The organism is Calothrix sp. 336/3, from assembly GCF_000734895.2.
Taxonomy (GTDB): domain Bacteria; phylum Cyanobacteriota; class Cyanobacteriia; order Cyanobacteriales; family Nostocaceae; genus 336-3.
This window is the reverse complement of record NZ_CP011382.1, coordinates 996,060-1,022,605: the sequence shown is the minus strand read 5'-3', so window position 1 is coordinate 1,022,605 and position 26,546 is coordinate 996,060. Positions and strand designations below refer to the sequence as shown.

20 protein-coding genes are annotated in these 26,546 nt (G+C 39.7%); 8 read left to right on the top strand and 12 right to left on the bottom strand.

Features of this window, described 5'->3' with window-relative positions:
- Window positions 1–4 precede the first annotated feature (4 nt).
- The 4 genes from IJ00_RS04050 to IJ00_RS04035 all read right to left on the bottom strand — a co-directional run bounded on the left by IJ00_RS04050 (window position 5) and on the right by IJ00_RS04035 (window position 6,157).
- Window positions 5–865, bottom strand: a complete 861-nt coding sequence (locus IJ00_RS04050) for a hypothetical protein (protein ID WP_035150352.1) — start codon at window positions 863–865, stop codon at window positions 5–7.
- 655 nt (window positions 866–1,520) lie between these two features.
- Complete coding sequence (locus tag IJ00_RS04045) at window positions 1,521–2,504, bottom strand: RNA polymerase sigma factor, RpoD/SigA family (RefSeq protein WP_035150351.1); 984 nt, start codon at window positions 2,502–2,504, stop codon at window positions 1,521–1,523.
- Window positions 2,505–3,481: 977 nt separating this feature from the next.
- The gene (locus tag IJ00_RS04040; RefSeq protein ID WP_035150349.1) at window positions 3,482–5,212 is read right to left on the bottom strand and encodes an ATP-binding protein; all 1,731 of its coding nucleotides are present in this window, start codon (window positions 5,210–5,212) and stop codon (window positions 3,482–3,484) included.
- 147 nt (window positions 5,213–5,359) lie between these two features.
- A complete protein-coding gene (locus IJ00_RS04035) occupies window positions 5,360–6,157 on the bottom strand; it encodes a glutathione S-transferase family protein (protein ID WP_035150347.1) in 798 nt (265 codons plus the stop codon).
- Between the two features lie 653 nt (window positions 6,158–6,810).
- Between IJ00_RS04035 and IJ00_RS04030 the strand changes: the two genes are divergently transcribed.
- Window positions 6,811–7,701, top strand: coding sequence for a fasciclin domain-containing protein (locus tag IJ00_RS04030; protein WP_035150346.1), 891 nt, complete (start codon window positions 6,811–6,813; stop codon window positions 7,699–7,701).
- Between the two features lie 186 nt (window positions 7,702–7,887).
- Here IJ00_RS04030 and IJ00_RS29550 read toward each other — a convergent pair whose 3' ends face one another.
- On the bottom strand, window positions 7,888–8,187 hold the full coding sequence (locus IJ00_RS29550; RefSeq protein ID WP_238178428.1) for a hypothetical protein: 300 nt from the start codon (window positions 8,185–8,187) through the stop codon (window positions 7,888–7,890).
- A 35-nt stretch (window positions 8,188–8,222) separates the two neighbouring features.
- Window positions 8,223–8,864, bottom strand: coding sequence for a hypothetical protein (locus tag IJ00_RS04025; RefSeq protein ID WP_238178427.1), 642 nt, complete (start codon window positions 8,862–8,864; stop codon window positions 8,223–8,225).
- Window positions 8,865–10,368: 1,504 nt separating this feature from the next.
- On the opposite strand from IJ00_RS04025, the gene IJ00_RS04020 reads away from it, so the two are divergent.
- The 7 genes from IJ00_RS04020 (at window position 10,369) to IJ00_RS03990 (ending at window position 19,038) form a co-directional block, all read left to right on the top strand.
- A complete protein-coding gene (locus IJ00_RS04020) occupies window positions 10,369–11,535 on the top strand; it encodes an FIST signal transduction protein (protein ID WP_035150341.1) in 1,167 nt (388 codons plus the stop codon).
- A 5-nt stretch (window positions 11,536–11,540) separates the two neighbouring features.
- Complete coding sequence (locus tag IJ00_RS04015) at window positions 11,541–12,632, top strand: sensor histidine kinase (protein ID WP_035150339.1); 1,092 nt, start codon at window positions 11,541–11,543, stop codon at window positions 12,630–12,632.
- 358 nt (window positions 12,633–12,990) lie between these two features.
- Complete coding sequence (locus IJ00_RS04010; protein ID WP_035150337.1) at window positions 12,991–14,247, top strand: hypothetical protein; 1,257 nt, start codon at window positions 12,991–12,993, stop codon at window positions 14,245–14,247.
- Between the two features lie 552 nt (window positions 14,248–14,799).
- A complete protein-coding gene (locus tag IJ00_RS04005) occupies window positions 14,800–16,329 on the top strand; it encodes a YifB family Mg chelatase-like AAA ATPase (RefSeq protein WP_035150336.1) in 1,530 nt (509 codons plus the stop codon).
- Window positions 16,330–16,340: 11 nt separating this feature from the next.
- Window positions 16,341–16,715: a hypothetical protein gene (locus tag IJ00_RS04000; protein WP_035150334.1), complete on the top strand. Its 375-nt coding sequence runs from the start codon at window positions 16,341–16,343 to the stop codon at window positions 16,713–16,715.
- Window positions 16,716–16,866: 151 nt separating this feature from the next.
- Window positions 16,867–17,766 carry a YihY/virulence factor BrkB family protein gene (locus IJ00_RS03995; RefSeq protein ID WP_035150328.1) on the top strand — a complete coding sequence of 300 codons (900 nt, stop codon included), beginning with the start codon at window positions 16,867–16,869 and terminating at the stop codon, window positions 17,764–17,766.
- Between the two features lie 51 nt (window positions 17,767–17,817).
- On the top strand, window positions 17,818–19,038 hold the full coding sequence (locus IJ00_RS03990; protein WP_035150325.1) for an FAD-dependent oxidoreductase: 1,221 nt from the start codon (window positions 17,818–17,820) through the stop codon (window positions 19,036–19,038).
- Here IJ00_RS03990 and IJ00_RS03985 read toward each other — a convergent pair.
- The 6 genes from IJ00_RS03985 to IJ00_RS03960 all read right to left on the bottom strand — a co-directional run bounded on the left by IJ00_RS03985 (window position 19,035) and on the right by IJ00_RS03960 (window position 26,461).
- On the bottom strand, window positions 19,035–20,072 hold the full coding sequence (locus tag IJ00_RS03985) for a glyoxalase/bleomycin resistance protein/dioxygenase (protein WP_035150323.1): 1,038 nt from the start codon (window positions 20,070–20,072) through the stop codon (window positions 19,035–19,037). The two genes, IJ00_RS03990 and IJ00_RS03985, sit on opposite strands and share 4 nt — an antisense overlap.
- Window positions 20,073–20,144: 72 nt before the next feature.
- Window positions 20,145–22,355 carry a CHASE2 domain-containing serine/threonine-protein kinase gene (locus IJ00_RS03980; protein ID WP_052754376.1) on the bottom strand — a complete coding sequence of 737 codons (2,211 nt, stop codon included), beginning with the start codon at window positions 22,353–22,355 and terminating at the stop codon, window positions 20,145–20,147.
- A gap of 119 nt (window positions 22,356–22,474) precedes the next feature.
- On the bottom strand, window positions 22,475–24,301 hold the full coding sequence (locus IJ00_RS03975) for a lipopolysaccharide assembly protein LapB (RefSeq protein WP_035150321.1): 1,827 nt from the start codon (window positions 24,299–24,301) through the stop codon (window positions 22,475–22,477).
- Window positions 24,302–24,456: 155 nt separating this feature from the next.
- Window positions 24,457–24,909: an SRPBCC family protein gene (locus IJ00_RS03970; RefSeq protein WP_035150318.1), complete on the bottom strand. Its 453-nt coding sequence runs from the start codon at window positions 24,907–24,909 to the stop codon at window positions 24,457–24,459.
- Between the two features lie 79 nt (window positions 24,910–24,988).
- The gene (locus tag IJ00_RS03965) at window positions 24,989–25,345 is read right to left on the bottom strand and encodes a hypothetical protein (RefSeq protein WP_035150315.1); all 357 of its coding nucleotides are present in this window, start codon (window positions 25,343–25,345) and stop codon (window positions 24,989–24,991) included.
- A gap of 144 nt (window positions 25,346–25,489) precedes the next feature.
- Window positions 25,490–26,461, bottom strand: coding sequence for a deoxyhypusine synthase family protein (locus IJ00_RS03960; protein WP_035150312.1), 972 nt, complete (start codon window positions 26,459–26,461; stop codon window positions 25,490–25,492).
- Between the last annotated feature and the right edge of the window lie 85 nt (window positions 26,462–26,546).

The following is a 26,546-nucleotide window of genomic DNA, read 5'->3' as shown; positions in this document are numbered from 1 at the left end:
TTATTTATTGTTGCTGTTGGAGAACATTTTTACAGCTTTGGAGAATTTGCCGATCGCCAGCACTAACAGTCTCTAATTGATGATAATCCTGAAGAGAGAGGGAATGAGCATAGCTAACAGACTGATCATCGTCTAGTTTTGGTAGGCGATCGCTACTACTAGTAGCTACCTGAGTTGGTGTCGTTTCCCCAGGATAACCTGTGACAGTCATTGCCAATTCTCCTGACTGGCTGAGATTCCCTTGAAAACAGCTAAATTCTGATTTCGGTACATACAATGCACCAATAATTTTCCCTTGGTTCTGTTCAAATACTATATAACCCTTCCCTGTCTGCCAAGGTTTGGTTGATTGTCCATAAACATAAACACCGTCGGTTTTCGGGAAATTACCTTGGGGTGATACTACTGCTTGCTTATTTGTAGATTTTGGTTCTTGGGAAAATACTTGATTTTCTGGAATTGTGGCAAGTTCACTGGGTAGCTCTTGAGATGGATCGGGGTTGTAAGCGGAAAGATTCGAGCTATCTTTTTGAGAATCCCGTTGTAACCAGGTGTAAGTGGAAGTCTGGTTGCCCAAATTTCCCGCAGATGGACTATTTGTTTGTGATTTTCCCATAGCTCGACGTAGGCGATCGCCTTTGTCTGTTTTTGGGGATACTTCTGTCTGTGGTTTTCCTTCCAACCATGTGTAAGTTGGCACTTGACTATCTAATTGAAATTCAGAAGGAATATGTAATTTAGACAGTTGACTACTGAGTACTGGCTTGGCTTTTTCACCAGCAACAACGCCGATAATCAGCATTAAGCCTACTAGTGGCAGTCTGAATTGACGAGGGGGAAGAAATTTTTCTATTTGTTTCAGCACCCAACTCCTCCTGTTAAAAACTTAACTTTTGTTTACCACCTACTTAAACCGTAACTAAGTCTTGATAGGGAAATACTCTGTCGGAAGTATGATTATATTGTCCGCAAAAATACTTCGCCCAATCCTAAATTTTTTCTTTAGTTTCTAGCACTAACCTGAGGTTAACAGGCTCTGTAGAACTCAATTTGAGGCAAACCCTGATATGTGTCAAGGAAGACTATCAAGGATGATTAACTATTGAGGAAAAAATTTAATTCTTGATATTTTTTATTTTATCATTTGATATTCCCAAAACTGTTGATATTAGGTTGTTAGCAGAACTCAATAGGAGACTACAGTAGCAGCAATGTCAATTCCGGAAAAGGAAGTAGAAAAATATCCTACTAAATGACAGCACCATGGATAAATTTAACTATGACGACAAAGTTGGGCAACTATAGAGAGCCTGCGGCGTAAATCAATTATTGTTGGAATCAGCCAGGGAGCAGGGGGGAAAGAGAATTTTCCGATTCCTGCATACACAAGTGATATCGCAAGTTATGATGCGGACATGAGATGAAAGCCTGGAGAGGATAAAAAATTACCTCCCGATTTGCTCAGGAGGTGTCAAACAGATTATTTAATTCCTATCCCCTTGGGAAAACCGGAAATTCTCTTAGCTAGCCACATATTCTTTGACGTTAGCGCGACGACGACGCAGATGAGCCAGAGCTTGGTGTTCCAATTGACGCACACGTTCCCGACTCAAATTCAAGCGTTCGCCGACTTTCGCTAGGGACAGTTCGTTACCATCGAGTAAACCAAAGCGCAGGGCTAAAACTTCCCGTTGTTGGGGTGTGAGTTCTGCCAATAGATTATTTAAGTCTTGACGTAAGAATTCCTGGGTAGTGTAGTACTCTGGCGATGGTCCATCATCTTCCAGCATTTCCTGGAGTTCAGTATCCTGGTTGTCACCCACACGCACATCCAAGGAAACGGGTTGACGTGCCATATTCAGGTACTCGCGGATTTGGGTTGGTTCTAATTCTAGTTCCTTGGCAATTTCCGCAGGAGTCGGGGAGCGTCCAAATTTTTGTGCTAACTCGCGTTGCACTTTTTTGATTTTGTTGAGTTTTTCAGTGATATGGATGGGTAGACGGATAGTACGTCCTTGTTGGGCGATCGCCCGTGTAATGGCTTGACGAATCCACCAATAAGCATAGGTAGAAAACTTATAGCCACGGGTAGGATCGAATTTTTCCACACCCCGCTCTAATCCTAGGGTTCCTTCTTGAATCAAATCCAGAAATTCCATATTGCGTTTCTGGTATTTTTTCGCAATAGCTACAACCAAGCGCAGGTTTGCTTCAATCATTTTCTGCTTGGCTCGTTTGCCTTGCTGTACAGTCTGATTCACATCAGTTTCTGTAGAACGGACATTATCTGCCCACTCTTCGATGGTTGGCTCACGATGCAAGGTTTTGGCTAATGCTTCCTTGGCTTCAATCAGGTTCATCATTTGCTGTACCTGCTTGCCGAACACGATTTCCTGTTCACGAGTCAGCAAGGGTACACGACCAATCTCGCGCAGATAGGTTCGCACCATATCAGCCGTGAACTTGGTGTTGGAATTGTCCATTTGAGTGTTGACTGTTGGCATCGGTGCGTTTCCTCTATTCCCTAAACACAAAGAATAATTTCTAGTTATGACGGATTAGGAAAGGTAGCGCATATATCACCGGATATTAAGGAACTACCGCAAACCGTTGGTTTCAGGTGAACCTCTCTAGACGACTAATACCTCGGATAGGTTCCCCTACCCTTCCTAAGTTTTCAAGTGAATTACAAATAGGTTTGACTGCTGCTTGAGAATTCTTCCTAGCGATCGCTGGTGGCGACGATGATAGTACAAAATACGAAGTCAGTATGAGTTCTGCTTAGTTAATAGTACGACAAATCACGTCGTAAGTAAAGGGGTATAGATAAATCTTTCCATTATAGTTCATTGGGGTTAATTTGCCAAAAAAATAATCGAAAATCCTTTTCTCAAGCCACTACATATATAGTGACGGCAAAACCCCCTCCTGTGTTTTCTTTCATTAGCCGGATAACCGTACTAAATCAGGTGTCATCTTGGAGGGATGTCACGAAAAGGAAATAGATTGTGGAGGATTTGCAGTAGAAACAGCCTAAATTCAAGCTGTGCAGAAGTTATAGGATTGGATTACAGAGACAGTCAAGAATATTTGTCTCATCTTGCCCTTGCTACCTGAGGATGTACACTGATTTCCAGCGAGCAAGGAGGATGAAAATTGACTGCGGCTAGTGGTGGAGTAATCATTGCCATTGGACATTTCCTTGGTTAGCAACTTCTCTCCAGTGTCTTCCTGTTCAGATCACATTATTCCCCCTGGAATTAACAGAGAAGAGACACCTAAATATAGAATATCATTTTTTCGTTAAATAAATATATCCAGATAAATACTATTTCTGGGAAATCGATTCCGGAAAAGTTTACCGACTTTCCAGCGTCTCGACATCACATTTTGCCGGAACTGTCTGTATCCAGAATCCCAACACACCTTACCCCTGATCAACAGTAGGGTTTGGCTGTGGGGTTTTCCCAATAGACGAGGTTTAAAAACCTAAATCTGCTTTAGCTAATTCCGCAGCTGCAAAGACTTCATCATCTGCTTTTTCTTGCCAAATAGTTTCCCCAATTTCTTGGTAGAATGTGCTGTCGTAGGGACGGGTACGTACGACAACGGGCATGGGTACAGCGTGACCTAGGACTAATGCTTGTTGCTTAGAATCTAATTTTGCCAAAACTGATTTTAAACTACCTGCACCGGATACACCTGTGAAAATGGCATCAATATCTTTTTCATCGTTGAGCAAAGCTGTCACACGAGTTCCGATTTGGGACATAACTTCATTATCTATACCAGAGGGGCGCTGATCCACAACAAGAAGTGTGACGAAATATTTCCGCATTTCCCTGGCGATCGTACCAAAAATTGTACTCTGAACGATTGCCGGGTCGAGAAAGCGGTGTGCTTCTTCGATGGTGATCATCAGTTGGGTGGGTTTATCTAGGGGGTTTTTGGTTTGGAGAAATTTTTCTGCTTTTCTGACGTAATGCTGGTGAATGCGGCGAGTAATCATATTTGTCACCAACATATAGGAAAGCATATCTGATTGGGAACCAAATTCTACAACGATATTTTTTCCTGATTCTAGCGATCGCAACATTTGGTTGACATAATTTTGCGGGCAAGTGGCTCGCATATACTTTAAATTATCCAAACGGAGTAATTTTCTTTGGAGAGCGGTAATTGAACCTTGGTGTCCCCGTTTTTCCTCACAAAACATCTTGATATCTTCATTTGTCATGTTCAATAACTGAACAATCCAAGCTTTACCGAATTCTGCACAGAGAATATTCGCATTATCAATGCTGGCTTCTGAAAGTCCTAAATCTCGACTACATAACTTAATATCTTCGACTTCAATTTGGTCATAACTGAGATACAATTCCTGGGCATGGGGTACACCACGACGCTTGGTAGATTCCGGATCTAGGGTGTAGACATCCACTTGACTGGGAAATAACTGCTTTAAACCCTTAACCGTGCTAAATTGTTTGCCTTCAGATACTGCTTCCCATCCGTATTCTGAGTGCATATCAAAGATCAGATTTACCGCCGCATTTTTACGAATTGTTCCAGCTAAAAGTAAGCGTGTCAAGAACGATTTACCTGTTCCCGATTTCCCAAAAACACCATTACTCCGTTCCACAAACCTGTTTAAATCGAGACAGACAGGTACATCCATATCTAAAGGTTTGCCGATGGAAAAATTCTTGCGTTGGGGATCATCTTCCCAGCCAAAAACCCGACGAAAATCTTCTTCCGATGCTTCATAAACCTGGCTAAAATGACTAGGGATGGTCTTAACCGGCATCAATTCCATTGTAGTACTGGTTTGGGCTTGAAAGGATGCCAGACCTGTAGCAGAAGGAACAAAGGGATTGGGAGATTTATTATTAGTGGGAGAATAATCTTCTGAGGATTCCGGAGTAAACATCAACATCGGTGCGAGGTTAATGGTTCCATAGGTTCCACTACCTGCTAAGACTTCTCTTAAAAAGGTATCATCCCAGTTGGGGGGATTGGCAACAATTCTTTGATTTGCTGTTCCCAGTGCGACATCTGTCAGCATACAAAAAAAGCGCGATCGCACACCTTGAACGACCAAAAATTTTCCCACCCGCATATCTTCTACAGAAATATCAGGGTGTAATCTGACTTCTAGTCCACCTGTTAATGAACCTTCAATAACCGAACCAAGAGGTAATCCCAAAGTCATTTAATTTAGTTCCCAGTCACCTGCTTTATATTAGGACAGGTTATGGGTAATTGGTAGCTTCATAATCGGCGAAAAATATCGGAATATTGGGAAAGGGAAAAGCAGAAGGTATTTTTGATATCCCAACAATTCCCCATTCCCCATTCCTTAATCTATTTGAATAGTTGTAGGAGAATTGCCACTAGGTGGTGGAGTGAATATATTTAGAGGTTTGCGGTATTCTGCATATAGGCGATCGCGCCATGCAAAAAATGGTTCATATACAGGATTATCGGCGATCCCTGGTACACCTCTACCCTTAGCACTGGCGGGAATATCCAAGTAATTACCACTAGGAAATTTTAACAAAATAGATAAACCAGCAACCGCAAAATCTGCTAAACAGGGTTCATTCCCCACTAAATAGGGACTATCTGCCAATAATAAACACAATGCTTCTAAATCTTGCTTCAAGTCTTTGATTGCAGATGTTACCGCATCCGGAGTATAGCCAACTCCAAAACCTAAGGCTTTAAAAAAATCTCCCGGTACACCTTCAACTAAAGTACGTAAAATATCTGGTGTCGATGTTGGTAATAATGCACGACGAAAACCTTGATCTTGACTCACCGCAGAAAATAACGCTTTACGTCCCTTAATACCGATAGACTCATCAGCCCACTCTTCCATCATCAAACATAAACCCCTTTGTTTCGCATCGAGGGGTATCAGTGGACGTTCGGGGTACTGTTCATCTAAATACTTCGCTATCTCCGTAGAATCTGAGATATATTTACTGCCATCCCTCAACACTGGTACTTGACGCTGACCAGTTCTTTGAAAAATCTCGACTTGCCCAACGCCCGGTGTCACCTCGATTTTCCGATAATCTAACCCTTTGTAATCGAGCAGCAGGCGTACTTTTTCTGAGTATTGCGAAAGTTCAAATTGATACAATTCGAGCATTTTACCTTTCCTGCTATTGGTTCACTTTAATTCTACAATCTTATCTTCACAAAACTTTACTTTATCTGCCCCTACCAGAAGAAGGAACTTTCCTAAGGCTGTTGAGTCTAGGAAGGGGTAAAACAAAAATCACTTGCATCACATAATTAAATTAATTTGACCAAAAACATAAATAAAGTTAAAGAGTTGTTAATAGTAGATTCTGTCTACACTATTTCCAATTAGTAAGTATCTGAGGGTGTAAAAGATGGTCTAATTTTTACTTTTATGTCCCAAGCAAGAATTCAGAATTATCAAATATACATCAGGTAATATATTTTTTTATACTGAAATTACTGTATATAATGTTGCTAAAAAACAAAAGATATTTCTGGATTTTTCTCCACATAAATCAGACATAATTCACCAATATCAAGAATTCTGAATCGAAGATGTGAGGAGATGAACTCAGTGAGAGAAAGATTCTTACCCATAATCAAGGAGATGAACACACAATCACCAGATATTGATCAGTGTCAGCATTATCTTCAGATTCAATGTTACCAAGGAAACTGATTGTTTTGTGGAAAATATACTTGTGGAGTTAGATTTAGTGCGTAGCAAAATGTTATAAGTCTTAATGTAATGTGTGGAATTAAAGCCAAACAAAATTTATGAAGGTAGATAATAACAATTTGCTTACCAAATTGGCTGGCTTAGTGGGAGTAACAAGTGCTAGTCTCCTAATGGGTTTGCCTGCAAATGCCAATGAGGTGTTAAATCCTAGTCCCAGTATTTTCAGTGAAGCACCTTACAATCGTACTCAACGAGTGATTGTCAATACACAAAATACTGCTAGCGAGTCAGAAAATAGCGCAGAAGAAAAAGCACCTCGCAAAGATTCCGTCGTTCAGAAGTCAGAAAATAGACGGTTGAATCCTAACCCGAAGATTCTGCAAGAGTGTCCCTATAACCGTGCTGCTTGTCCTGGTGCTAGTCCCAATCCTACACCAGCACCGGAAAAACCTGCACCAGAAACCCCAACATCGGAAACTCCTGCACCTGAAACTCCCGCACCTGAAACTCCCGCACCTGAAAAACCATCCTCAGAAACACCAGTAAAACCAGAACCTGCTGCGGAAACCACAGGTAAAAATATCGTTGCATTGGCAGAGTCGAATAGTCAATTTTCTACCCTCGTCAAAGCATTGAAAGCAGCTGGTTTAGTGGAAACTCTCCAAGGAAAAGGTCCTTTTACCGTCTTTGCACCTACCAACGAAGCTTTTGCTAAGTTGCCAAAGGATGCAGTTGAGGATTTATTTAAGCCAGAAAATAAAGAAGTTCTGGTGAAGATTTTAACCTACCATGTAGTACCTGGTCAGGTATTAGCTGGAGATTTAAAATCTGGTGAAGTTAAGAGTGTAGAAGGTGGTGCAATCAAGGTGGAAGTTGGTGGTACCAAAGGGGTAATGGTAAACGATGCTAAGGTTATAACTACAGATGTGAAAGCTAGCAATGGTGTGATTCACGCTATTGATAACGTCATCCTACCTCCTGATTTGTAAACGCATTATTTTAGGTGGGGCGATCGCCCCATCTCATTTGATAATTTGTAATTCCTAATGTCTCGTTTATCGAGGAGTCACGCTAACGTAATTGAGAAAGATATCTATGGTTTGGGGTTCGAGGTTTGCAGAGTTTACCTGATTTTAGAGAATTGGTAGAAACTGCGTACAGGGATAAATTCCAGATTAAGGAAGATAATTATATCGTCGTAACTTTTCCCCTGGAACTTTAATTGTTAACATAGTACCAGAAGTGCAATAACTAATGTGAGATAAAAGTCCGTAAATAAATACAGCAATCCCTAGCATTTCTAGAGATTCTTCTAGGGTTATTATGATTAAGTAAAATATACCACGCATCCGACTATCAAGTATATAACCACCAATTAATTCACAACCAATTGCACCGCTTAAATAGATTAAACCAGCTACAAGAAAATTACTTCGGGTTTTTCGAGGCAGATTAATAATAAATTTGGAAAACACAAGCAATAAAACCAGTACCCCAATAGTACCAGGAATCACCCACGCGAAGTAAAGAAAACCTTTTGTATTAGTGTTGTTCTCACTGGTTCTACCAGTCTTTCATGTAGACTAGCTAACTCATCAAAACATAAAAAACTAAAGATTACTGATAGACCTTGCCAATAAATAGTATAAATATCATCTTGCTTCTTCTTAATAGAAGCGATTACGCTGAGAATTAGAGAGCAAAACAGCAATGCAAAAGCCGAATACAAACTCGGAAAATTCAACTCTCCATCCAAATAAAATAACTTCACGAAACTATCCCGCAGAGGAAAGTCATGGGTAAATCGTTGAAGTAACTGTGTTGTCAGATGAGCAATAATTAAAAAAAATATAATTTTCAAAAGAGTCTTCAAGAAACTTTTAGCCGAAATTAGATAGTTCAGATTGTGGTAATGTGAATCACCTGACATCTCTAAATTAGAATGATTAACTAATGGGAGAGTGACAATGTCTTCAAAATAAAGAATTTTATCTTTTGTCACTAAACCTTGTTGTATAAAAATATCTTCTAAAAGTTTTCCACTCTTCTGTTGTTGTCTTTTCGCATATTCTAATTGTTCTTGAAGTATCAGTCCTGCTTGTACTAAGCATTCTGCAATTAATTCATCTATTTTTGTTCTTGCTTTATCCACTAATCTCTCCTTTTTGAGGTTGTGCTAACCGTAAAATGATGGAATCATATACCGAAATTTTCTGTATGATTAAGATTGTGAAAACATACCCTACACCTGAAAAGCTGGTGTAAAAATAAAATAATCATCTATTTTTGCTCTCATTAAATTAGCTAATTTGGCATTGATGCTATTAATAAGTAATCGTCCAATTTTTAATTCCCCTCAAAAAGGCAGAACTAGGGAGAGCAAATTATATTTACCTTCATCAATAATTGGTATAACTACCTGGTTGCCACCCTGAACAACACTTTAGCGCCCCGAAGGAAAGTAACTGAGAGATTCTCAAGTTCCCTAGTGCTAGATACCCTGGGAGAAAATTTGGATGCGTCCACGAAATAATGGAATTCCTGTTACTTCTGTGTAAGTACTGAGATATTTCATAATCATATCTTAATATTATCATAATTAAAATAATCATGAGAAAATTCTCATGCAATTCTCATCAAGGTACAGCAAATTATCTATTGCAGGACTTACGTCAGCAAAAATTGTGATTGCGACAGAAACACAGTGCAGGGAAGCAATCCCAAGACTTTGGGAGATTAAGTTGCTTCGTTCATCCGTTCCGGAGATGCTACCCAAATGTAATAACGTAATGCCGTGGCTTTTACGTAAGTTCTATATTATTGAATATATGAATAATTAAATATTTGTACGTCTAGCAATAGTATTTGAGGCGTTAAGTAGTTAAGCATAATTAAATATAGAATGTTCTATCGTGTATCCAGTAGGTTGATAAGTAAATAGGTGGAAATAAACCTCTATATGTAACAGAATGTAAAATCAGTAAATCCCTTGCAATTTCTAAATACTAAAGGATATATTACACGCTCATGTAATATGGCGAAGCTAACATTTGATTTGCAATGACATAACATGAATTATTGAAACCGTTCTACTTACGCGACGTTACTCTGAAAATGATAAATCATCCCTAAAATTAGTAACACAATATTTGATTTGTAAGTTTTCAAGTTTTGAGAAATTATATTTTTTGATGAATTAGCTCAGGTAGAAGTATACCAGTGTGGCGATAGAGCTACGCTCCGCCGAAGCGGCGATCGCAGTCAAAAAGTAGAAATCACAACCACGGAGAAGGGGCAATATTTAGATTTTAGCCTTTTCTATTGCATCGCAATCAAAATATTCCCGGAATGCAGAGATACTCTCAAGATTTTGGTATTGCACAAATGTGAAATGATTTTCCTGCTGTTATCCTAGGTGTAGCAACGGAAAACTTCCCTTCACCTGATTCAGCTACCCTGTCGTAAACAAACTGATGATAACTACTTTCGTGAATCTGGCTTGTTAATTTTCATCATCAAAACGGGAACAATACTTGTGGTGTCAAATAGTTGTTACTATTTTTCAATCCTAGCTCTTGACAATAGACTTTACATCCCATTTTGGGAGTTGGATAAAGCTAAATAGTCATGTTCTGATTTTTGCGATGGAGAAAGGTATGTTTAAGACTGTTGTCGGTCATAGCGATGATCCAGATTCTTTAGGAGCAGCAGAGGAAGTTGTCAGCCAGTGTCTCACAGAACTAGGAGATATAACTCCCCAGGCTGGTATTTTATTTGCCGCGATTGATTTTGAACATAGTCTGATTCTTGAATATATCAATCGAGTTTTTCCGGGGATCGATTTGATTGGTTGTACTACAGATGGAGAAATTTCTTCTAATTTAGGCTTTCAGCAAGATTCCTTAACATTGATGTTATTTGCCTCCGACACTGTAAAAATTGCTGCTGGGGTAGGTTATGGAGTCCAGAAAAATCCTGTAGAGGCAGCACAGCAAGCAGTAAAACAGGCAAAGGAAAAAACTGGTACGGAGGCAAAATTGTGTATTCCCTTGCCTGCGAGTTACATAGAAGATGGTTCCACAACTAGTGGTGAAGCCATTCTCAGAGGATTAAAGATAGCTTTAGGGGAAGAATTTCCCATTGTTGGGGGTACTGCTGGAGATCAGTTCCATTTTCAAAAAACCTATCAATTTTTCCAGTCTGAAGTTTTAACAGATGCTTTACCTATTTTAATTTTTTCTGGAGATATCCATTTTTCCTATGGTACTGGTTGTGGTTGGCAACCTATCGGTCGTAGAAGTATCGTGACTAAGGCAGTAGGAACTGTACTGTATGAAGTTGATGGGGAACCAGCCCTAAAATTTTACCAACATTACCTCGGCGATCGCCCACCAAATGCGGAACATCCCCTTGCTGTTTATCAAGGAGATAGCGATCGCTATTATATGCGTGTTCCCAATACCTATGATGCAGAATTAGGAAGTATTAATTTTCTGGGAGATATTCCCGAACAGGCGATCGTCCAAGTTACAAATATTAGCAGAGATGAAGTGGTCGCGGCTGCGGAAACTTCCTTAAAAGCTGCTTTGGCAAGCTATACAGGTACACAACCAGAAGCAGTTTTACTGTTTTCCTGCTGCTGTCGTCGCTGGTTATTAGGTACAAAAGCCAAAGAAGAATATCAACTTGTCAAAGGTGCTCTCCCAGAAAATATACCCATCTGTGGATTTTATACCTACGGCGAATTTGCTCCCCTAGAACCAAATAGTTCTACTTACTTTCATCAGGAAACTTTTATTACACTACTATTGGGTACTAAGTAGGATGTATGGCATCTACAGAAGAGGAAATCAAACTCAAAGAATTAGAAAAACAGGTGCGAGTACTGAAAAAAAAGTTAGAAAGCTCAGAGCGCGATCGCCGACAATTGGAGGATGCTAGTGAGGAAAGAGAAATTATTCTCAAAAATGTCATTAAAGAATTATCTGAATCCCAATCTGATCTAGAAAAAAGAGGAGAGGAACTAGAAACAGCTCTCAAAAATCTGCAATCACTACAATTAAAACTTGTAGAATCTGAGAAAATGTCAGCATTGGGGGTGATGGTTGCTGGGATTGCCCATGAAATTAACAACCCCGTAAATTTCATTTATGGTAATCTCAGCCACGCACAAGCATATTTGGAAGATTTACTAGAATTGGTATCTCTTTATCAAGAACATTTTTCTCCCCTACCCGTAGAAATTCAACAATTTATTCATAAAATTGATTTAGATTTTATTGCCGAAGATGCTCAGGAATTATTCTCTTCCATGAATACGGGGGCAGAGCGTATCCAAAAAATAGTCATTTCTCTGCGAAACTTCTCCCGATTAGATGAGGCTGAGTTTAAAACTGCGAATATTCATGAAGGTCTTGATAATACTCTTGTCATCTTAAATCATCGCTTAAAATCGATATCTAGTGACGAAGTGGAAATTAAAGTGGTACGAGATTATGGTAAATTGCCACTGATACAATGCTATCCTGGTCAGTTAAATCAAGTCTTTATGAATGTTTTAGTCAATGCTATCGATGCTTTAGAAGAGATAATTATTCAAAACAATAAAAGTCAGATAAATTCGGATTATCTGTGTCTTAATTCTCAATATATTCCTCAAATTCATATTCGTACTGAAGCAATTAATGATTGGGCATTAATTAGTATTGCCGATAATGGGAAAGGAATGAGCGAAGATATCAGATTAAAAATTTTTGACCCTTTTTTCACAACTAAAGAAGTAGGAAAAGGAACGGGTTTAGGGTTGTCAAGTAGTTATCAAATTATTGTCAAACAGCATGGAGGGAAAATAGATTGCAAATCTAACTTGGGAAGAGGAACAGAATTTATGATTCAGATACCAATTCCGCATATTCGATAATAAAGGCTGGTAAAATATTCTCAACAGAGATAATCAATATTTTTAATTTATTGCTTTATTATTTATATTTGATAATAGTAAATAGTCTATTTATAATCATTGTTTTTTAATTAATCAAGTTGGGAATTGCATAAATTTTGTATGAAAGATTTCCATAGGGGAGAAGGTAGGGTGGGTATTATCTTCATTTATGAACAGAGGTATAAAAAAACGTAGCACTATACAATAGCAAGTTAGTGAGAATTATCAATTAATTTATTAATCTTGCCCTTTTCTCCCTAGAAGCTCCCCTTTTCCTCAAATCAATATTTATACTTGAAGGAGAAGGAATCATATTTTAAGTTAGGAGGGGTGAGCAATGACTCCAAATCCCGCCATCATGCAAGCTGTGGAAAAGTTGGGCTACCGTGTGACTGTAGGGGATGTTGCGGCTCAAGCTGGGTTGAATGTGGAATTAGCAAGTCAGGGTTTATTAGTACTCGCTTCTGAGGCTAGTGGACATTTACAGGTTGCGGAATCTGGTGATATTGTTTTCCAATTTCCCCAAAATTTTCGTGATATTTTACGCAATAAATACTTGCGTTTGCAGTTGCAGGAATGGTGGCAGAAAATTTGGCAAGTCTTATTCTATCTGATTCGGATTTCGTTCGGTGTATTATTGATTGCCTCCATTGCCATCATTTATCTGACAATTCTGGTTATTATTATTTCTCTCAATTCTGACAGAGATGACAATAATGATAGGGGAGGTAATTGGGGTGGATTTTTCTATTTTCCAGATTTATTCTGGTATTTTAGCCCCGATTATGGTTACCAGCATAGAGAAAAGACACGGGAAAAAAGTGATTTTAACTTCTTAGAGGCAGTATTTTCATTTTTATTTGGCGATGGTAATCCGAATAGCAAATTGGAAAACAGACGTTGGCGAGAAATTGGTAAAGTAATTAGACAGAATCGTGGTGCGGTAGTCGCGGAGCAAATTGCACCTTATTTAGATAATTTAGGAGAGAAATCTCAACAGGAATATGAAGACTATATGTTGCCAGTCTTAACTCGGTTTAATGGTAAACCAGAGGTGAGTCAGGAAGGACAATTAGTCTACTATTTTCCAGATTTACAGGTGAGTGCCAAGCAAAAAAATCCGGAAAAAATCTCTAGTTATTTGGAAGAATTTCTCTGGAAATTTAGTGCCGCTAGTTCTGGGCAAATTATGCTGAGTGCGGGTTTGGGTGCTGTCAATTTGGTGGGAGCATTAGTTTTAGGTTCTCTGTTACGGGGTGGGGCGATCGCGGCTTCTCTGGGTGGGTTAGTTGCCTTAGTACAAGCTGTTTACTGGCTACTTTTAGCCTATGGTATTGGGTTTTTAGCGATTCCTTTGGGGCGGTATGTTTGGATTCAGTGGCGTAACAGTCAAATTATTGCCCGCAACCGCGATCGCTCCTCCCGTGCCAAATTACTCACCGGTGCAGATAAAAATCTCTCTCAAAAAATTGCCTTTGCTCAACAATTTGCCTCTGAGAAAGTCATTTCCCAAGCTGATTCAATCTACTCCACCCAAACAGATTTGTTAGAACAGGAATTTCCCCAGGAAGAGAGCGATAGTCAAACAGATTAATACAGCCTGTTGTGAGCAAATAAGAGACGTTTCTCATTCACCTTAGACGTAATTCTAGACAAAAGTTTTTTGCCCATTATTAAGTGAGCATATTATCCAGATTCTGTAGGTGTAATTGCCCTTGACGACAGGATTATAGATTATTTTTCCGTATATCTATTGGTGTGGCAAACAATTTGTCTGTATAGAATTTTTGTTGGGAGTTTCTCTATTTAAATACCCTATGTCACACTAATTGATTAAAATTATCAAACATATCTATAAGGTTGAAATAATTATAAAATTATTATTTTTTAATTACGTTAGCCTGAGCTTTGCTACGTAAACATGCTTGCAATTCAGCTGTCCCGTTAGCGTAGCTGTCCCGTTAGCATAGCTCTCCCGTTAGCGTAGCTCTCCCGTTAGCATAGCTCTCCCGAAGGGAGCAGGGAGCAGGGAGCAGGGAGCAGGGAACAAGAGACATTATCTAGCTTCCTTGTTGCGGAGCGAGTATTACAAATTATGGATTAGGAATTAATTATTAAAAGTTTTATATTTAAGGTTTAGTCAAATATGTTAGCTAGGGTTTGGAGTGCATCTATTGTTGGTGTGGATGCGGTAAAGGTGGGTGTGGAGGTGGATATTTCCGGGGGTTTGCCGGGAATTGTGATTTTAGGTTTACCGGATGCGGCAATTCAAGAATCGAAGGAAAGGGTGAAGGCAACTCTGAAAAATGCTGGCTTTGCCTTTCCCATGCGAAAAATAGTAATTAATTTGACTCCTGCGGATTTACGTAAGGAGGGACCTTGCTTTGATTTACCTATTAGTGTGGGCATTCTCGCGGCTTCTGAGCAGGTAAAGGCAGATTTACTTGGTGATTATTTATTCTTAGGTGAGGTGTCCCTAGATGGCAGTTTGCGCGCTGTCGCTGGGGTGTTACCGATCGCCGCAGCTGCGGAAAAAATGGGGATTACTGGCTTGGTTGTCCCCGCAGATAATGCTCAGGAAGCCGCAGTGGTCAAGGGTTTGGATGTATACGCCTTTGAAAATATCTCCCAGGTAGCGGAGTTTTTGAATCAGCCGGGACGTTACAAACCGATACAATTAGACGGGACTGCCTCCTTGATGGCTAGTAGCTGGAATGGCGTAGATTTAATGGATGTGAAGGGACAAGCACACGCTCGTCGAGCTTTAGAAATTGCCGCAGCTGGAGGGCATAATTTAATTTTTGTGGGACCACCGGGAAGTGGTAAAACCATGTTGGCAAGGAGATTACCGGGAATTTTACCACCCCTTGCCTTTGCCGAAGCTTTGGAAGTGACGCGAATTCATTCCGTGGCAGGTTTATTGAAAAATCGTGGTTCTTTAGTGTGCGATCGCCCTTTTCGCAGTCCCCACCATTCCGCATCTGGACCCTCTTTAGTGGGGGGTGGTAGCTTTCCTCGTCCAGGAGAAATTTCCCTATCTCACCTGGGAATTCTGTTTTTGGATGAGCTAACGGAGTTTAAACGGGATGTTTTAGAATTTCTCCGACAACCCCTAGAAGATGGGTTTGTGACGATTTCCCGCACCCGTCAGTCGGTGATGTTTCCCGCTCAATTTACCCTGGTAGCCAGTACAAACCCCTGTCCCTGCGGTTTTTACGGTGATACTGTCCAAAGCTGTACCTGTTCTCCTCGCCAAAGGGAGCAATATTGGGCAAAATTATCGGGACCCCTGATGGATAGAATCGATTTACAAGTTGCTGTCAACCGCTTGAAACCGGAAGAAATCACCCAAGCGTCCACGGGGGAACCTTCCGCAGTAGTGAGGGAAAGGGTACTGCAAGCTAGGGAACGGGCAAGGGTGAGATTTCAAGAGGAAGTAAATCTGCGTTGTAATGCACAGATGCAGAGCCGTCATATGCAGAGATGGTGTAAGTTAGATGATATGAGTCGGGTATTACTGGAAAATGCCATTAAGAAACTCGGTTTATCTGCCAGAGCTAGCGATCGCATCCTGAAAGTAGCTAGGACAATTGCAGATTTAGCTGGGGATGAAAACTTACAAGTTAGCCATATTGCGGAAGCAATTCAGTATCGCACCATTGATAGAATGCAATAGGAGTTTCGGATATGTATAAGAAGTATGTACCCTATTTACTAGTATTTATTGGTACTGTGACAATGACTCTGGGGATAACATCTATCCTGTTACCGCGTACTACGGGAGCAATAGTACAACTGAAAAACAAGTCAGGTCAACCCCTAACCGATGTGATAATTACCCATGAGCGGGGTCGGATTGAGGTTGGAGAACTGCAAAATGGTCAAGAAATGGCTGTTTCCGTATTTACCCGTGGTGAAAATTCTTACCGTGTTCAGGCGACTTTACCAAATGGTAAGGTGATAACTAATCAGAATTACTTTGAGCCAAGTTATTGTGTGGTTGAGTCGATGGAAGCGCATCGTATTCAGTCAGATACCTACTTTGTGGGATGTCGATTTTAAGTTGGGTAATTTACTATTTCTTCCTGAATTAACATAATTCTACCCGCAAGTCGCAGTAAAAGTATCTTGTGGCAGATGTGATGGATGAATTCCATCGGTTATCTCTTGGATGTGTCCAAGAAGTAATCCGGTGTGAGAGGAGAAGAAACGAATGAATCTGCGAGTATTGTGGAGCTTGTTACAAGAAACCTTTGGGGAGTGGCAAAAAGATAAAGCTTCGCGGTTAGCTGCTGCCTTAGCGTACTATACGATATTTTCCATTGCGCCCTTACTAATTATCGTGATTGCGGTGGTAGGTGCGGTGTTTGGCGAAGCTGCTGCGAGGGGAGCAATTGCTGCACAATTACAAAGTTTAGTTGGTGGTGCAGGTGCTGAGGTAATTCAAACTGCTATACAAAATGCGAATAAACCTCAGCAAGGGGCGATCGCCTCAATTATTAGTGTGATTGTTCTCATGTTTGGTGCAACGGGACTATTTACCGAATTACAAGATTCTTTAAATACAATTTGGGAAGTACAAGCAAAACCAGGACGTGCTGTCAAAACCATGGTGAGAAATCGTTTCCTATCCTTTGCAATGGTGTTAGGAATCGGGTTTTTACTCTTGGTATCCTTGGTTATCAGTGGTGTCCTGCAAGGTGTAGTGGGTTATTTCAAGAATATTTTACCAGGAATTGATATTATCTGGCAGTTAATTAATTTCTTCTTGGGTTTCACAATTTCTACCCTCCTATTTGGCTTAATTTTTAAAGTTTTACCGGATGTGAAAATCAAATGGAGTGATGTTTTAGTCGGTGCTGGAATCACTTCCTTGTTATTTTCCTTGGGGAGATTTATCTTGGGACAATATTTGGGTAATGGCAGTTTTGGTTCTGCCTATGGCGCTGCTGGCTCTGTGGTGGTAATCTTAGCGTGGGTTTATTATGCTGCACAAATTCTCTTTTTCGGGGCAGAATTTACCCAAGTCTATGCTAGAAGGTATGGTTCTCAAATTATTCCGACTAAAAATGCCGTGCGAGTCAATGGTAATGATGATGAAAAGATGAGATAATTTATTTAATTGTAGTTGTAAATTATCCCAAAAAACGCATATAAATATCCGATGCTATACCCTAACCCTCAGAAAAAAGTAATTATCATTGGTGGAGGAATTGCGGGTTTAACTTGTGCCCGTGCTTGCTTAGATGCAGGGTTAGAAGTTGAATTATATGAGAAACGACAGCTTTCAGAAATGCTATCTGGAGCGGGAGGAATATTTATTCAACGCAATGGAATGCGAGTTTATCAAGTTATCTGGGGAGGGAAAATTTACCAACAAATCTATGAGCAAGGGGGAAAAATTCTCAGTGGTGGTTTCTTCAATCGACAAGGAATACCTCTGTATATTAATAATCCTCAATTTATTGGTGATGAAGATTTGGGTGTTTGTCTCCTCAGACCCGATTTACAAAAAATTCTCTATGACTCATTACCTGTAGGAATTGTCAAAAATGGTGTGGCTTTTACTGGTTTTCAAGAAATAGAAACAGGGGTGAGAGTTAATTTTCATGATGGTAGCACAACAACGGGTGATATTTTAGTTGGTGCTGATGGTTTGTATTCCCAAGTTCGTGCTTGTTTACAAGGGGAAGAGCGTTTATCTTCGGCAATTTATAGCGGGATGGTGTGTTGGAGAGGATATTTTCCCAATCACAAAATATCTTGGGATGATAGGTATAGTTGGATGGAATTATGGGGAAGGGGAAATCGCTTTGGTTTTTTTGACGTGGGAAGGGGTAACTTTTCTTTTTATGCTTTTAGTAATCGTCCCCAATCCCAGTCACAGCAGGATAATTCGGGTAAGTTATTAGGAGAATTACAGTCTATCTTTGCTGATTATGGAGAACCGATTCCGAGTATTATTAAAGCCTTAGAAGGTGCGACTATTTATCAAGATAATATCTGCGATCGCCAACCCTTGGGTAAGGAATGGGGAAGGGGAAGAGTCACCTTAATTGGGGATGCTGCACACCCTGTACAACCAAATCTTGGACAAGGGGGATGTATGGGAATTGAGGATGCATTTGAATTAGCAAAAATCTTGAAAATTCAGGTGAATCAAGATGATATGACATCTCTATTACGGCAATTTGAACAGAGTCGCGCTCCTAGGGTAACTCGTGTTTTTACTACCTCTCGACAGGTGGGAAAATTAGGACAAACTGCATCGACAATTGGCTGTTTTCTCCGAGATGGGATTTACAAATTGACTCCTACCTGGTTGGGTGATTTACAGTTTAAATGGTTGTTTGATTATCACGCAAATTGGGAAAATCATCACTAACTTTCGAGGAGATTCCAAAAATAACCATCCGGTGCAACAAAGGAAAAACTTCGTTCTCCAAATTCATTGTCTGCAATGCTGGTGAACTTTTGGATAGGATGTGCTTTGACGCGATCGCACCAGTAATTCATCCCCTTCACCCGATATGTGTATAAACTCATACCCAGAGAACCGGGTTGAGCAAATTCATACCAGGATTCTAGTTTGACTGTACTGGGGAAGCGAATAATATATAGTCTGCCACTTCTTGCTAAACTCCAATCCGTGACTGAGGAACGAGGTTCATCAAATGCGGTGACAAAAAACTTTTCCCCTGGTTGCAGCTGAAAAAAATCCCTCCCAGCAAGGGAAGATTCGTAACTTGTCTCCACATCATCGCGCGATCGCAGCAAACCTAAACCATCCTCATAAAACTTCAGACTTTGTTTGCTATCGTCTTGAATCACTAACCCCATGTGGGTAAACTGACTGGTTTCCATGGGAGAATTACGATCAATACTGCCATAGTGGGGCATTTCATAACCAAATCGCTGAAAGAAAACCTGTCTTGCTAGGGGTTGTAACATCATCATCTCTCGCACCCCCACCACAGGTTCTACAAAAGGACGACTTTTTTTGTCTTTGTTGTAAATTACTTCCCAGTAGGTTTGAGTATATTTAATTACAGTTCCCATGGCTTTGGCGACTTCTCCATGGTTAAGAATATTAATAATATTTCCTGTTAAGGTAGTTGCCCAACGATTCCCCAGAGATTTCATAGAACCCATACCCAAACCCAAGTTAAGCGGACGTTCCCACTTCATCAATCGCAGTAAACCATGATCGGCATTCTGATGGTAAAGACGGACGGAATGTAGAGCGGAATTAACACCGTATAATTGCTGGGCAGCTTCGTTATCTAATTTACCTTCCTTCCCAATGTAATAACCAAATTGCTGCCAATATTGCAAAGCGGGTATGATCTCTGGGACACCAATACACACTTCGTAGATACCTTCAATTGTAGTTGGTGTAGTTTGTTGTCCCTGCGACATAGCGATTTTGAAAAGAGGAATAGGAAATGGGGATGGAGTGATTCGCAGAAATTTCTAGCTACCAAAACTGATTCAGTAACCAATTTTTTTCAAATCTTGTAAAACCTCGTGAGCTGATTGGTAGCGATCGCTAAAATGATAGCGTACCATCTTATCGAGGATACCAGCTAAATCAGCATTGATTTTTGTCCATTTTTGCCATTCCACATTCCCAGTTTGGGGATTTGGTGACAACTCATGGGGAGGTATACCGGTGACTGCTTGAACCCCAATCATTCCCAAAGCATAAATATCACTATACAACCGAGGATGTCCTGCAAATTGTTCTGGTGGTGCATATCCTCTGGTACCAATTGCTATCGTTGCTAATTCTGTCTTTTCCGTAACTGGTTGCATGGTTTTGACTGCACCAAAATCAATCAGTACCAAACGGCGATCGCTGTTCTGACGCATAATATTACTGGGCTTGATATCCCGATGAATGACTCGATGCTCATGGACAAATACCAGGATTTCCAATACTCCCTTGAGAATTTCCACCGTCGCTTTTTCATCTAATATTTGTTGAAAGGGAGGTAATTCATCACCTAAGGAATGTCCTTGGATATATTCCTGAACCAAATAAAACTCATTATTCTCTTCAAAATATGCGAGCAATTCGGGAATATGGGAATGCTTACCTAGAGTTTCCAAAATTTCTGCTTCTGCATCAAATAAACGTCTAGCAACTTCTAAAAATCTCGCATCTCTACGTGCTGGCATTAATTGTTTCACTACACAGGTAGGATTACCAGGACGTTGAGTATCCTGTGCTAAATAAGTACAACCAAAACCACCAGAACCTAAGACTTGAGTAATTTGATAACGTCCACTGAGAATGAAATCACCAGTTGCTTTTTCCGGGTTATAAATTGCCGATTCCGAGTGAAAATGCTTATCGACAATGCGCGTATCTTTTAATAGGGAATTTAACTCATCGATTGCCTGTCTTTGCTTTTCTACTTCCAGAAAAACAATCTGAGTTTGCTGTTGGGTACGGTAAGCATTATAAGCCATGATACTCAAACCAGTCAGGACTAAACTGAGAATGGGAGGCACTACGGGAATCCACACAGCCCGTAAGAATAAAAGATAACAGAGGAAAATCACCGTTGTTACGGATATGCCATCAGCCACACCCAAACGCAGAGGGTACTTTAACCACCAAGCTAAAACCCCACCCACCAGCGACCAACCCCAAATCCACAAAGCTTCTGCCCAATCTGCCCAATAGCCCATCAAGGGTCTGCCATCCAGTACAGCACTAATCAATTGGCTAGCAATTTGAGTATGAATATATACAGGCTGCATTCTCAAGGAATGCTGGGAATCTCCTGTGTAGGGTGTATATAAACCAGGGTGAATACTGCGAATGGTGCTACCAATAATTACTAGGCGATCCTTAACAGAATTGGGGTCAATTTCACCTTTTAATACCTGAGTCAGAGTTACTTGTTGGGTAAAATTTGCCGGGTTCCGGTAATTAATCAGAATCTGATAACCCTCAGCATTAATATTTTGATAACTACCGGAATTCGCATCTAACGCATAGAGATTATTTTTGACAGCTTTTTGAGGGGACTTTACCATTTGTAGATGGTGGGGACTGACAAAATTAGCCTCAATATTCTCCTTTTGTAAGTAACTCATTGCTAGTAAAGCCGCAAAAGATAATTGAGTCGTACATTGCTTATCTTTGTCAGATGTGGCAAATAGCAAACTGCGGCGGAGAATCCCGTCATTATCGGGCAGTAAATCAGTATAACCAACTTGTTCTATAGGAATATTTCTTGGTGGAGGAATTTCCGGACTCTCCATACTACTAAAGGTACAAGTGGCAATAATATTGTCTTTTTTTTGTAATCCCTGGGCGAAATTTTTTTGTAGAGAACGATCAATTCCTAAACCAATAACACGGGGTTGATAGGATTGCAGTTTGATGAGTAGTTGATTAATTTTCTCATCTGACAAGGATTGGTTATTGGCTGCTAAATCTGCTTCTGTGACTGTCACCAACAGAATCCGTGAATCTGGAACCTCTGGAGGCATCAAACGCAACATTTGGTCATAGACACTTAGTTCCCAGCTTTGTAACCATTGCATCTGACGTATGCCAATAATTAGTGTAGAAACACTGAGGCTAGTCACAATGAGAGTGCGAAGCCATCCCTTCCCAGTATTATCCTGGGGGGGAGTTTTGGGGTTTGATGGCGTACGAATTGTTGGTATTAGTCCAGTATTCACAGTGTTACAGTTATAACCCAAGTGGAGATGACAAACCCGGTAATTAATTCCGGACTATAGGATCAAGTCTAGCAAGTAGTTTTGTTTGTACTCATGAAGTTGAGTTAATGTTACAGAGTTCAGCGTAACATCAGAGCGATCGCGGCGAAGGCTTTTGCTTGAGACTCCTGATCTGTAATCTTTTCCACAGTGGCGATCGCTTGCTCTTTTTTTCCTCCAGAGGCAAATTTTTCTGCTATTTGACTGATCAGTGAACTATCAGATTCTAATTGAGAAATCGTTATTTGTAATGCCTGCTCAAGTTTTCCTTGCTCAATCAATTTACCAACTATTTTACGATTCACTGATTGTTGAGAACCTGCACCTGGAAGCTTTTTGACTAAGTTTAATGCGAGGGGGATTTCCCCTAAATCTGCAAGCTGCATTCCCATATCAGTCAAAGTAGACTCCTTTGCAGTCTCATTTCCCATGAGATTAACCAATTGCATCGCTTTTTCAGTTTGTTTTGCCATCACTAAAGCAACTGCAATCTTATGGAAAATGTGATAATCTTCGTATTTACTCAATTTTATCGGTACTTGTGGTAAAGATAATGCCTGAAATATTTGAGCAGCTTGAGATTTCTTCCCACTTTTTTGCAGTTCATCAGCAACGGCAATTTGTGCAATCATTTTAGTATTTTTATCTCTCATATTATTGATAATTTTTAAGGCATCAGGCAATTTTTTCGCCTCTGTCATCCGTTTAGCTATTTCTATCAAAACAATATTTGTTGGTGTCGGATAAGATAAATAATCTTGCAAAAGTTCTGGCAGCGATTCTTTATTTTCTATCATAGTTTGAGCAATTTCCATCCCTGCACTAAACTTTTGTTTTTGTGCGAGCTTAATTCCAATTTCTACCAAGCTTTTTTCTCTCACTATAAAAGTATTAATATCAGAATATGAGCTAATCTCTCTGACTGGAGGAATTTCCCTAGATAGCTTTTTCCCTATAGATAAGGCAAAGGAAGTTTCTCCTAAATCTACCATTTTTATTGCTATCTTAGACCAAACCTGGGCTTTTTCTGCGGGAGAACTGATTTTCTGAGATGCGTACCAAGTTTGCTTTATCGGTTCAACTTGTTGCAGATGATTTAAAATTCCGAGAAACGCCCAAGCTTGATAATCCTGTGTATAATCACCACTGGCAGAGCTACAACTAGAAATAGTTTGAGCAATTGATAATCCTTGATTAATCTGAGATTGTAAACTTAAATTAATGGCAATTTTAGATAATACTTCATTCTTATAATTGGCACAACTTCCATTAGCTTCGTAGTAATAATTACCCGTAATTAATCGAGCATATTGTAATGCCTCCTCTAATATTTTTTTCGCTTGGGAAATTTGCCCAGCTTCCAATAGTATTAAGGATATCTCATTAAAAGTTTGTGCTTTAATTAAATTAGAGGGAGATTTCTTACCTAAATCTAAAGCTTGATCAACAAAACCAGCTTGAGCCATCTTTATGCTAATATTTTGTATTGCTTCTTCTCGTTCCGATAAATTTTTGGGATTGACTAACTTAATTAACTGGTCAAATATTTGTAAAGAACGTTGCTTTTCACCAGCTTTTGCCAGTTTGACAGCTATCTCAGATAAAGTCTGATTTTTTTTGTCATCATCGGGAATTTTCTGCGCTATATTGATTGATTTTTCCAATATTTTTAAGGTATCGAGGCTGCTATTTTGCTGATTACTAATTTCTGCCGCAATCTTAACATCATTGATGAATGTATCTGCTTTGGGAAAATCTTTTGTTATGCTTCTGCTCTGCCAAGAAAATTTTAAATTTGTATCATCCCCCTCATCTATCCTTTCACTACCAATAGCAGGAACACCCTGCGTCAATATCAAAAATAAAGAAATAGCAAGAGACGGGAGATATTGTTTTGCCGATTCCATATAGTTGCGATAATTCAAGCTGTTAATTTTCAAACTGCCATTCTAGCTTAAATATCTACTTTATTGGTTTTCTGCAAATTTTCTTGTATATGAAATTTTCACAGCAATCTAATTCAAACCTTCAGACTTGACAGAAAAAGCATATTTTTCGTTCCTTAAAAACCCAACTGTACTTCCTCTGCAACTCGTTTGAGACGACGAAGTTGTGACTGCATATCTTCCTTTGTCCATTTCTCTGCAAAGGTTTTAAAACCCCAACGGATGATAGAATTAGGAATGGTAAATTCAAAACGATTTATCAATAAAGTACCTGAATTTTGTGGTTGACATTCCCAGCGATCGCGCCCACGAAAATAACCCGTAAATTCCCAAACCACTAACCCCGGTTGTCTTTCCACAACAGTACTACTTAATGTTGGTTGCAGAATTGGTACTTGAATTAAAAAGCGACTTTTTCCACCAATATCTGTATTCCAATCTCCCACAGGTTCACAGCGTAATGCTGGATTTAACCAACGATGCATTAAATTTAAGTCTGTGATACAGCGTTCAACTGTAGTTGCTGTAGCATTAATTTGAATTGATTGTTCAAAAACCTGGCTTTTCATGGGGGAATTTATGGCTGGTTTGTTGGCAAGTTGTATCAAACTATATCAATATGAATTCCCATACTATAGAACAAAATGCTCACTGACTCAAACCTTTGCTCTTAACTAAATCATAAAACTGACGATTATGTGCATAATATGCTTGTTTTGACTCTTCATTCTTCGCTACATAAAACTCCATCACACACCCTAGCAACTCTTCTCTCCCATCCCCATAAATCCTTCGCAGGGTATCATTAGTCATACGATGACTAACAAATAAGTCTAAATACTCTTCCCCATCCTCAATATCATATTTGTAAGTTATGAAAAATCCATTATCTTCATCAATTTCTCCCACTTCTCCCAGACGTAAATTTTCAATCTCTAAAGTGATACCAAAAGTTGCATATTTTTGCTCAAAGACTTGCTTAATTTTTTCTAAACCAGGAGTCATATTAGGAAATGGGGAATCAGTAATGAGTAATAAGTAATGAGTAATGGGGAATCAGTAGTAGCAATTATGTATGAAGATGCAATAAAAATTCTTCCTTTCCCCTTAGTAAGGAGAAAGGTGCCACGGATAGCATTTAAATAAGAATTATTGCCCAAGAATATAAGCAAACATCAAAGGAGCAACGATACTCGCGTCAGATTCTACAACAAAACGAGGTGTTGTCTTATCTAATTTTCCCCAGGTAATTTTCTCATTGGGTACTGCACCAGAATAGGAACCATAGCTCGTAGTAGAATCGGAAATTTGGCAAAAATAAGACCAAAATGGAGTATCAGTCATTTCCAAATCTTGATACATCATCGGGACAACACAAATGGGGAAATCTCCGGCAATTCCTCCACCAATTTGGAAAAATCCGACTCCCCTACCCATTGAATTCTGCTTATACCAATCAGCAAGCCACATCATATATTCAATCCCCGACTTCATTGTGCTGGGTTGAATTTCTTTCTTGATACAGTATGAGGCAAAAATATTTCCCATGGTTGAATCTTCCCAACCGGGGCAAACAATTGGCAACTGTTTCTCAGCAGCAGCTAACATCCAGCTATTCTTCGGATTAATTTCATAATATTGCTCCATCTCGCCAGATAGCAGCATCTTATACATAAATTCATGGGGAAAATACCGTTCCCCACTATCATTAGCTTCTTTCCACTGCTTGAAAATATGCTTTTGGATTCTGCGAAAAGCCTCTTCCTCTGGAATACAAGTATCAGTCACCCGATTAAAACCATTCTCTAGGAGTTGCCACTCATCATCGGGACTCAAGTCTCGATAGTGGGGAACCCGTTTGTAATGGCTATGAGCTACCAAATTCATGATATCTTCTTCCAGGTTTGCCCCTGTGCAAGAAATAATATCAACCTTATCCTGTCGAATCATTTCGGCTAAAGATATACCCAATTCAGCTGTACTCATGGCTCCAGCCAGGGTAATCATCATTTTACCGTTATCCTCAAGATGCACCTTGTAGGCTTTGGCAGCATCAACTAGTGCTGCGGCATTAAAATGTAAAAAATTCTCTTCGATAAATTGAGAAATTGTTCCGTTCATTTCAGATGTCCCCTCCAGATTCAACCATTAGCAGAAGTGGTAATCATATCAGATGATATCCATGTCCTGGTATAAAATTATAGCT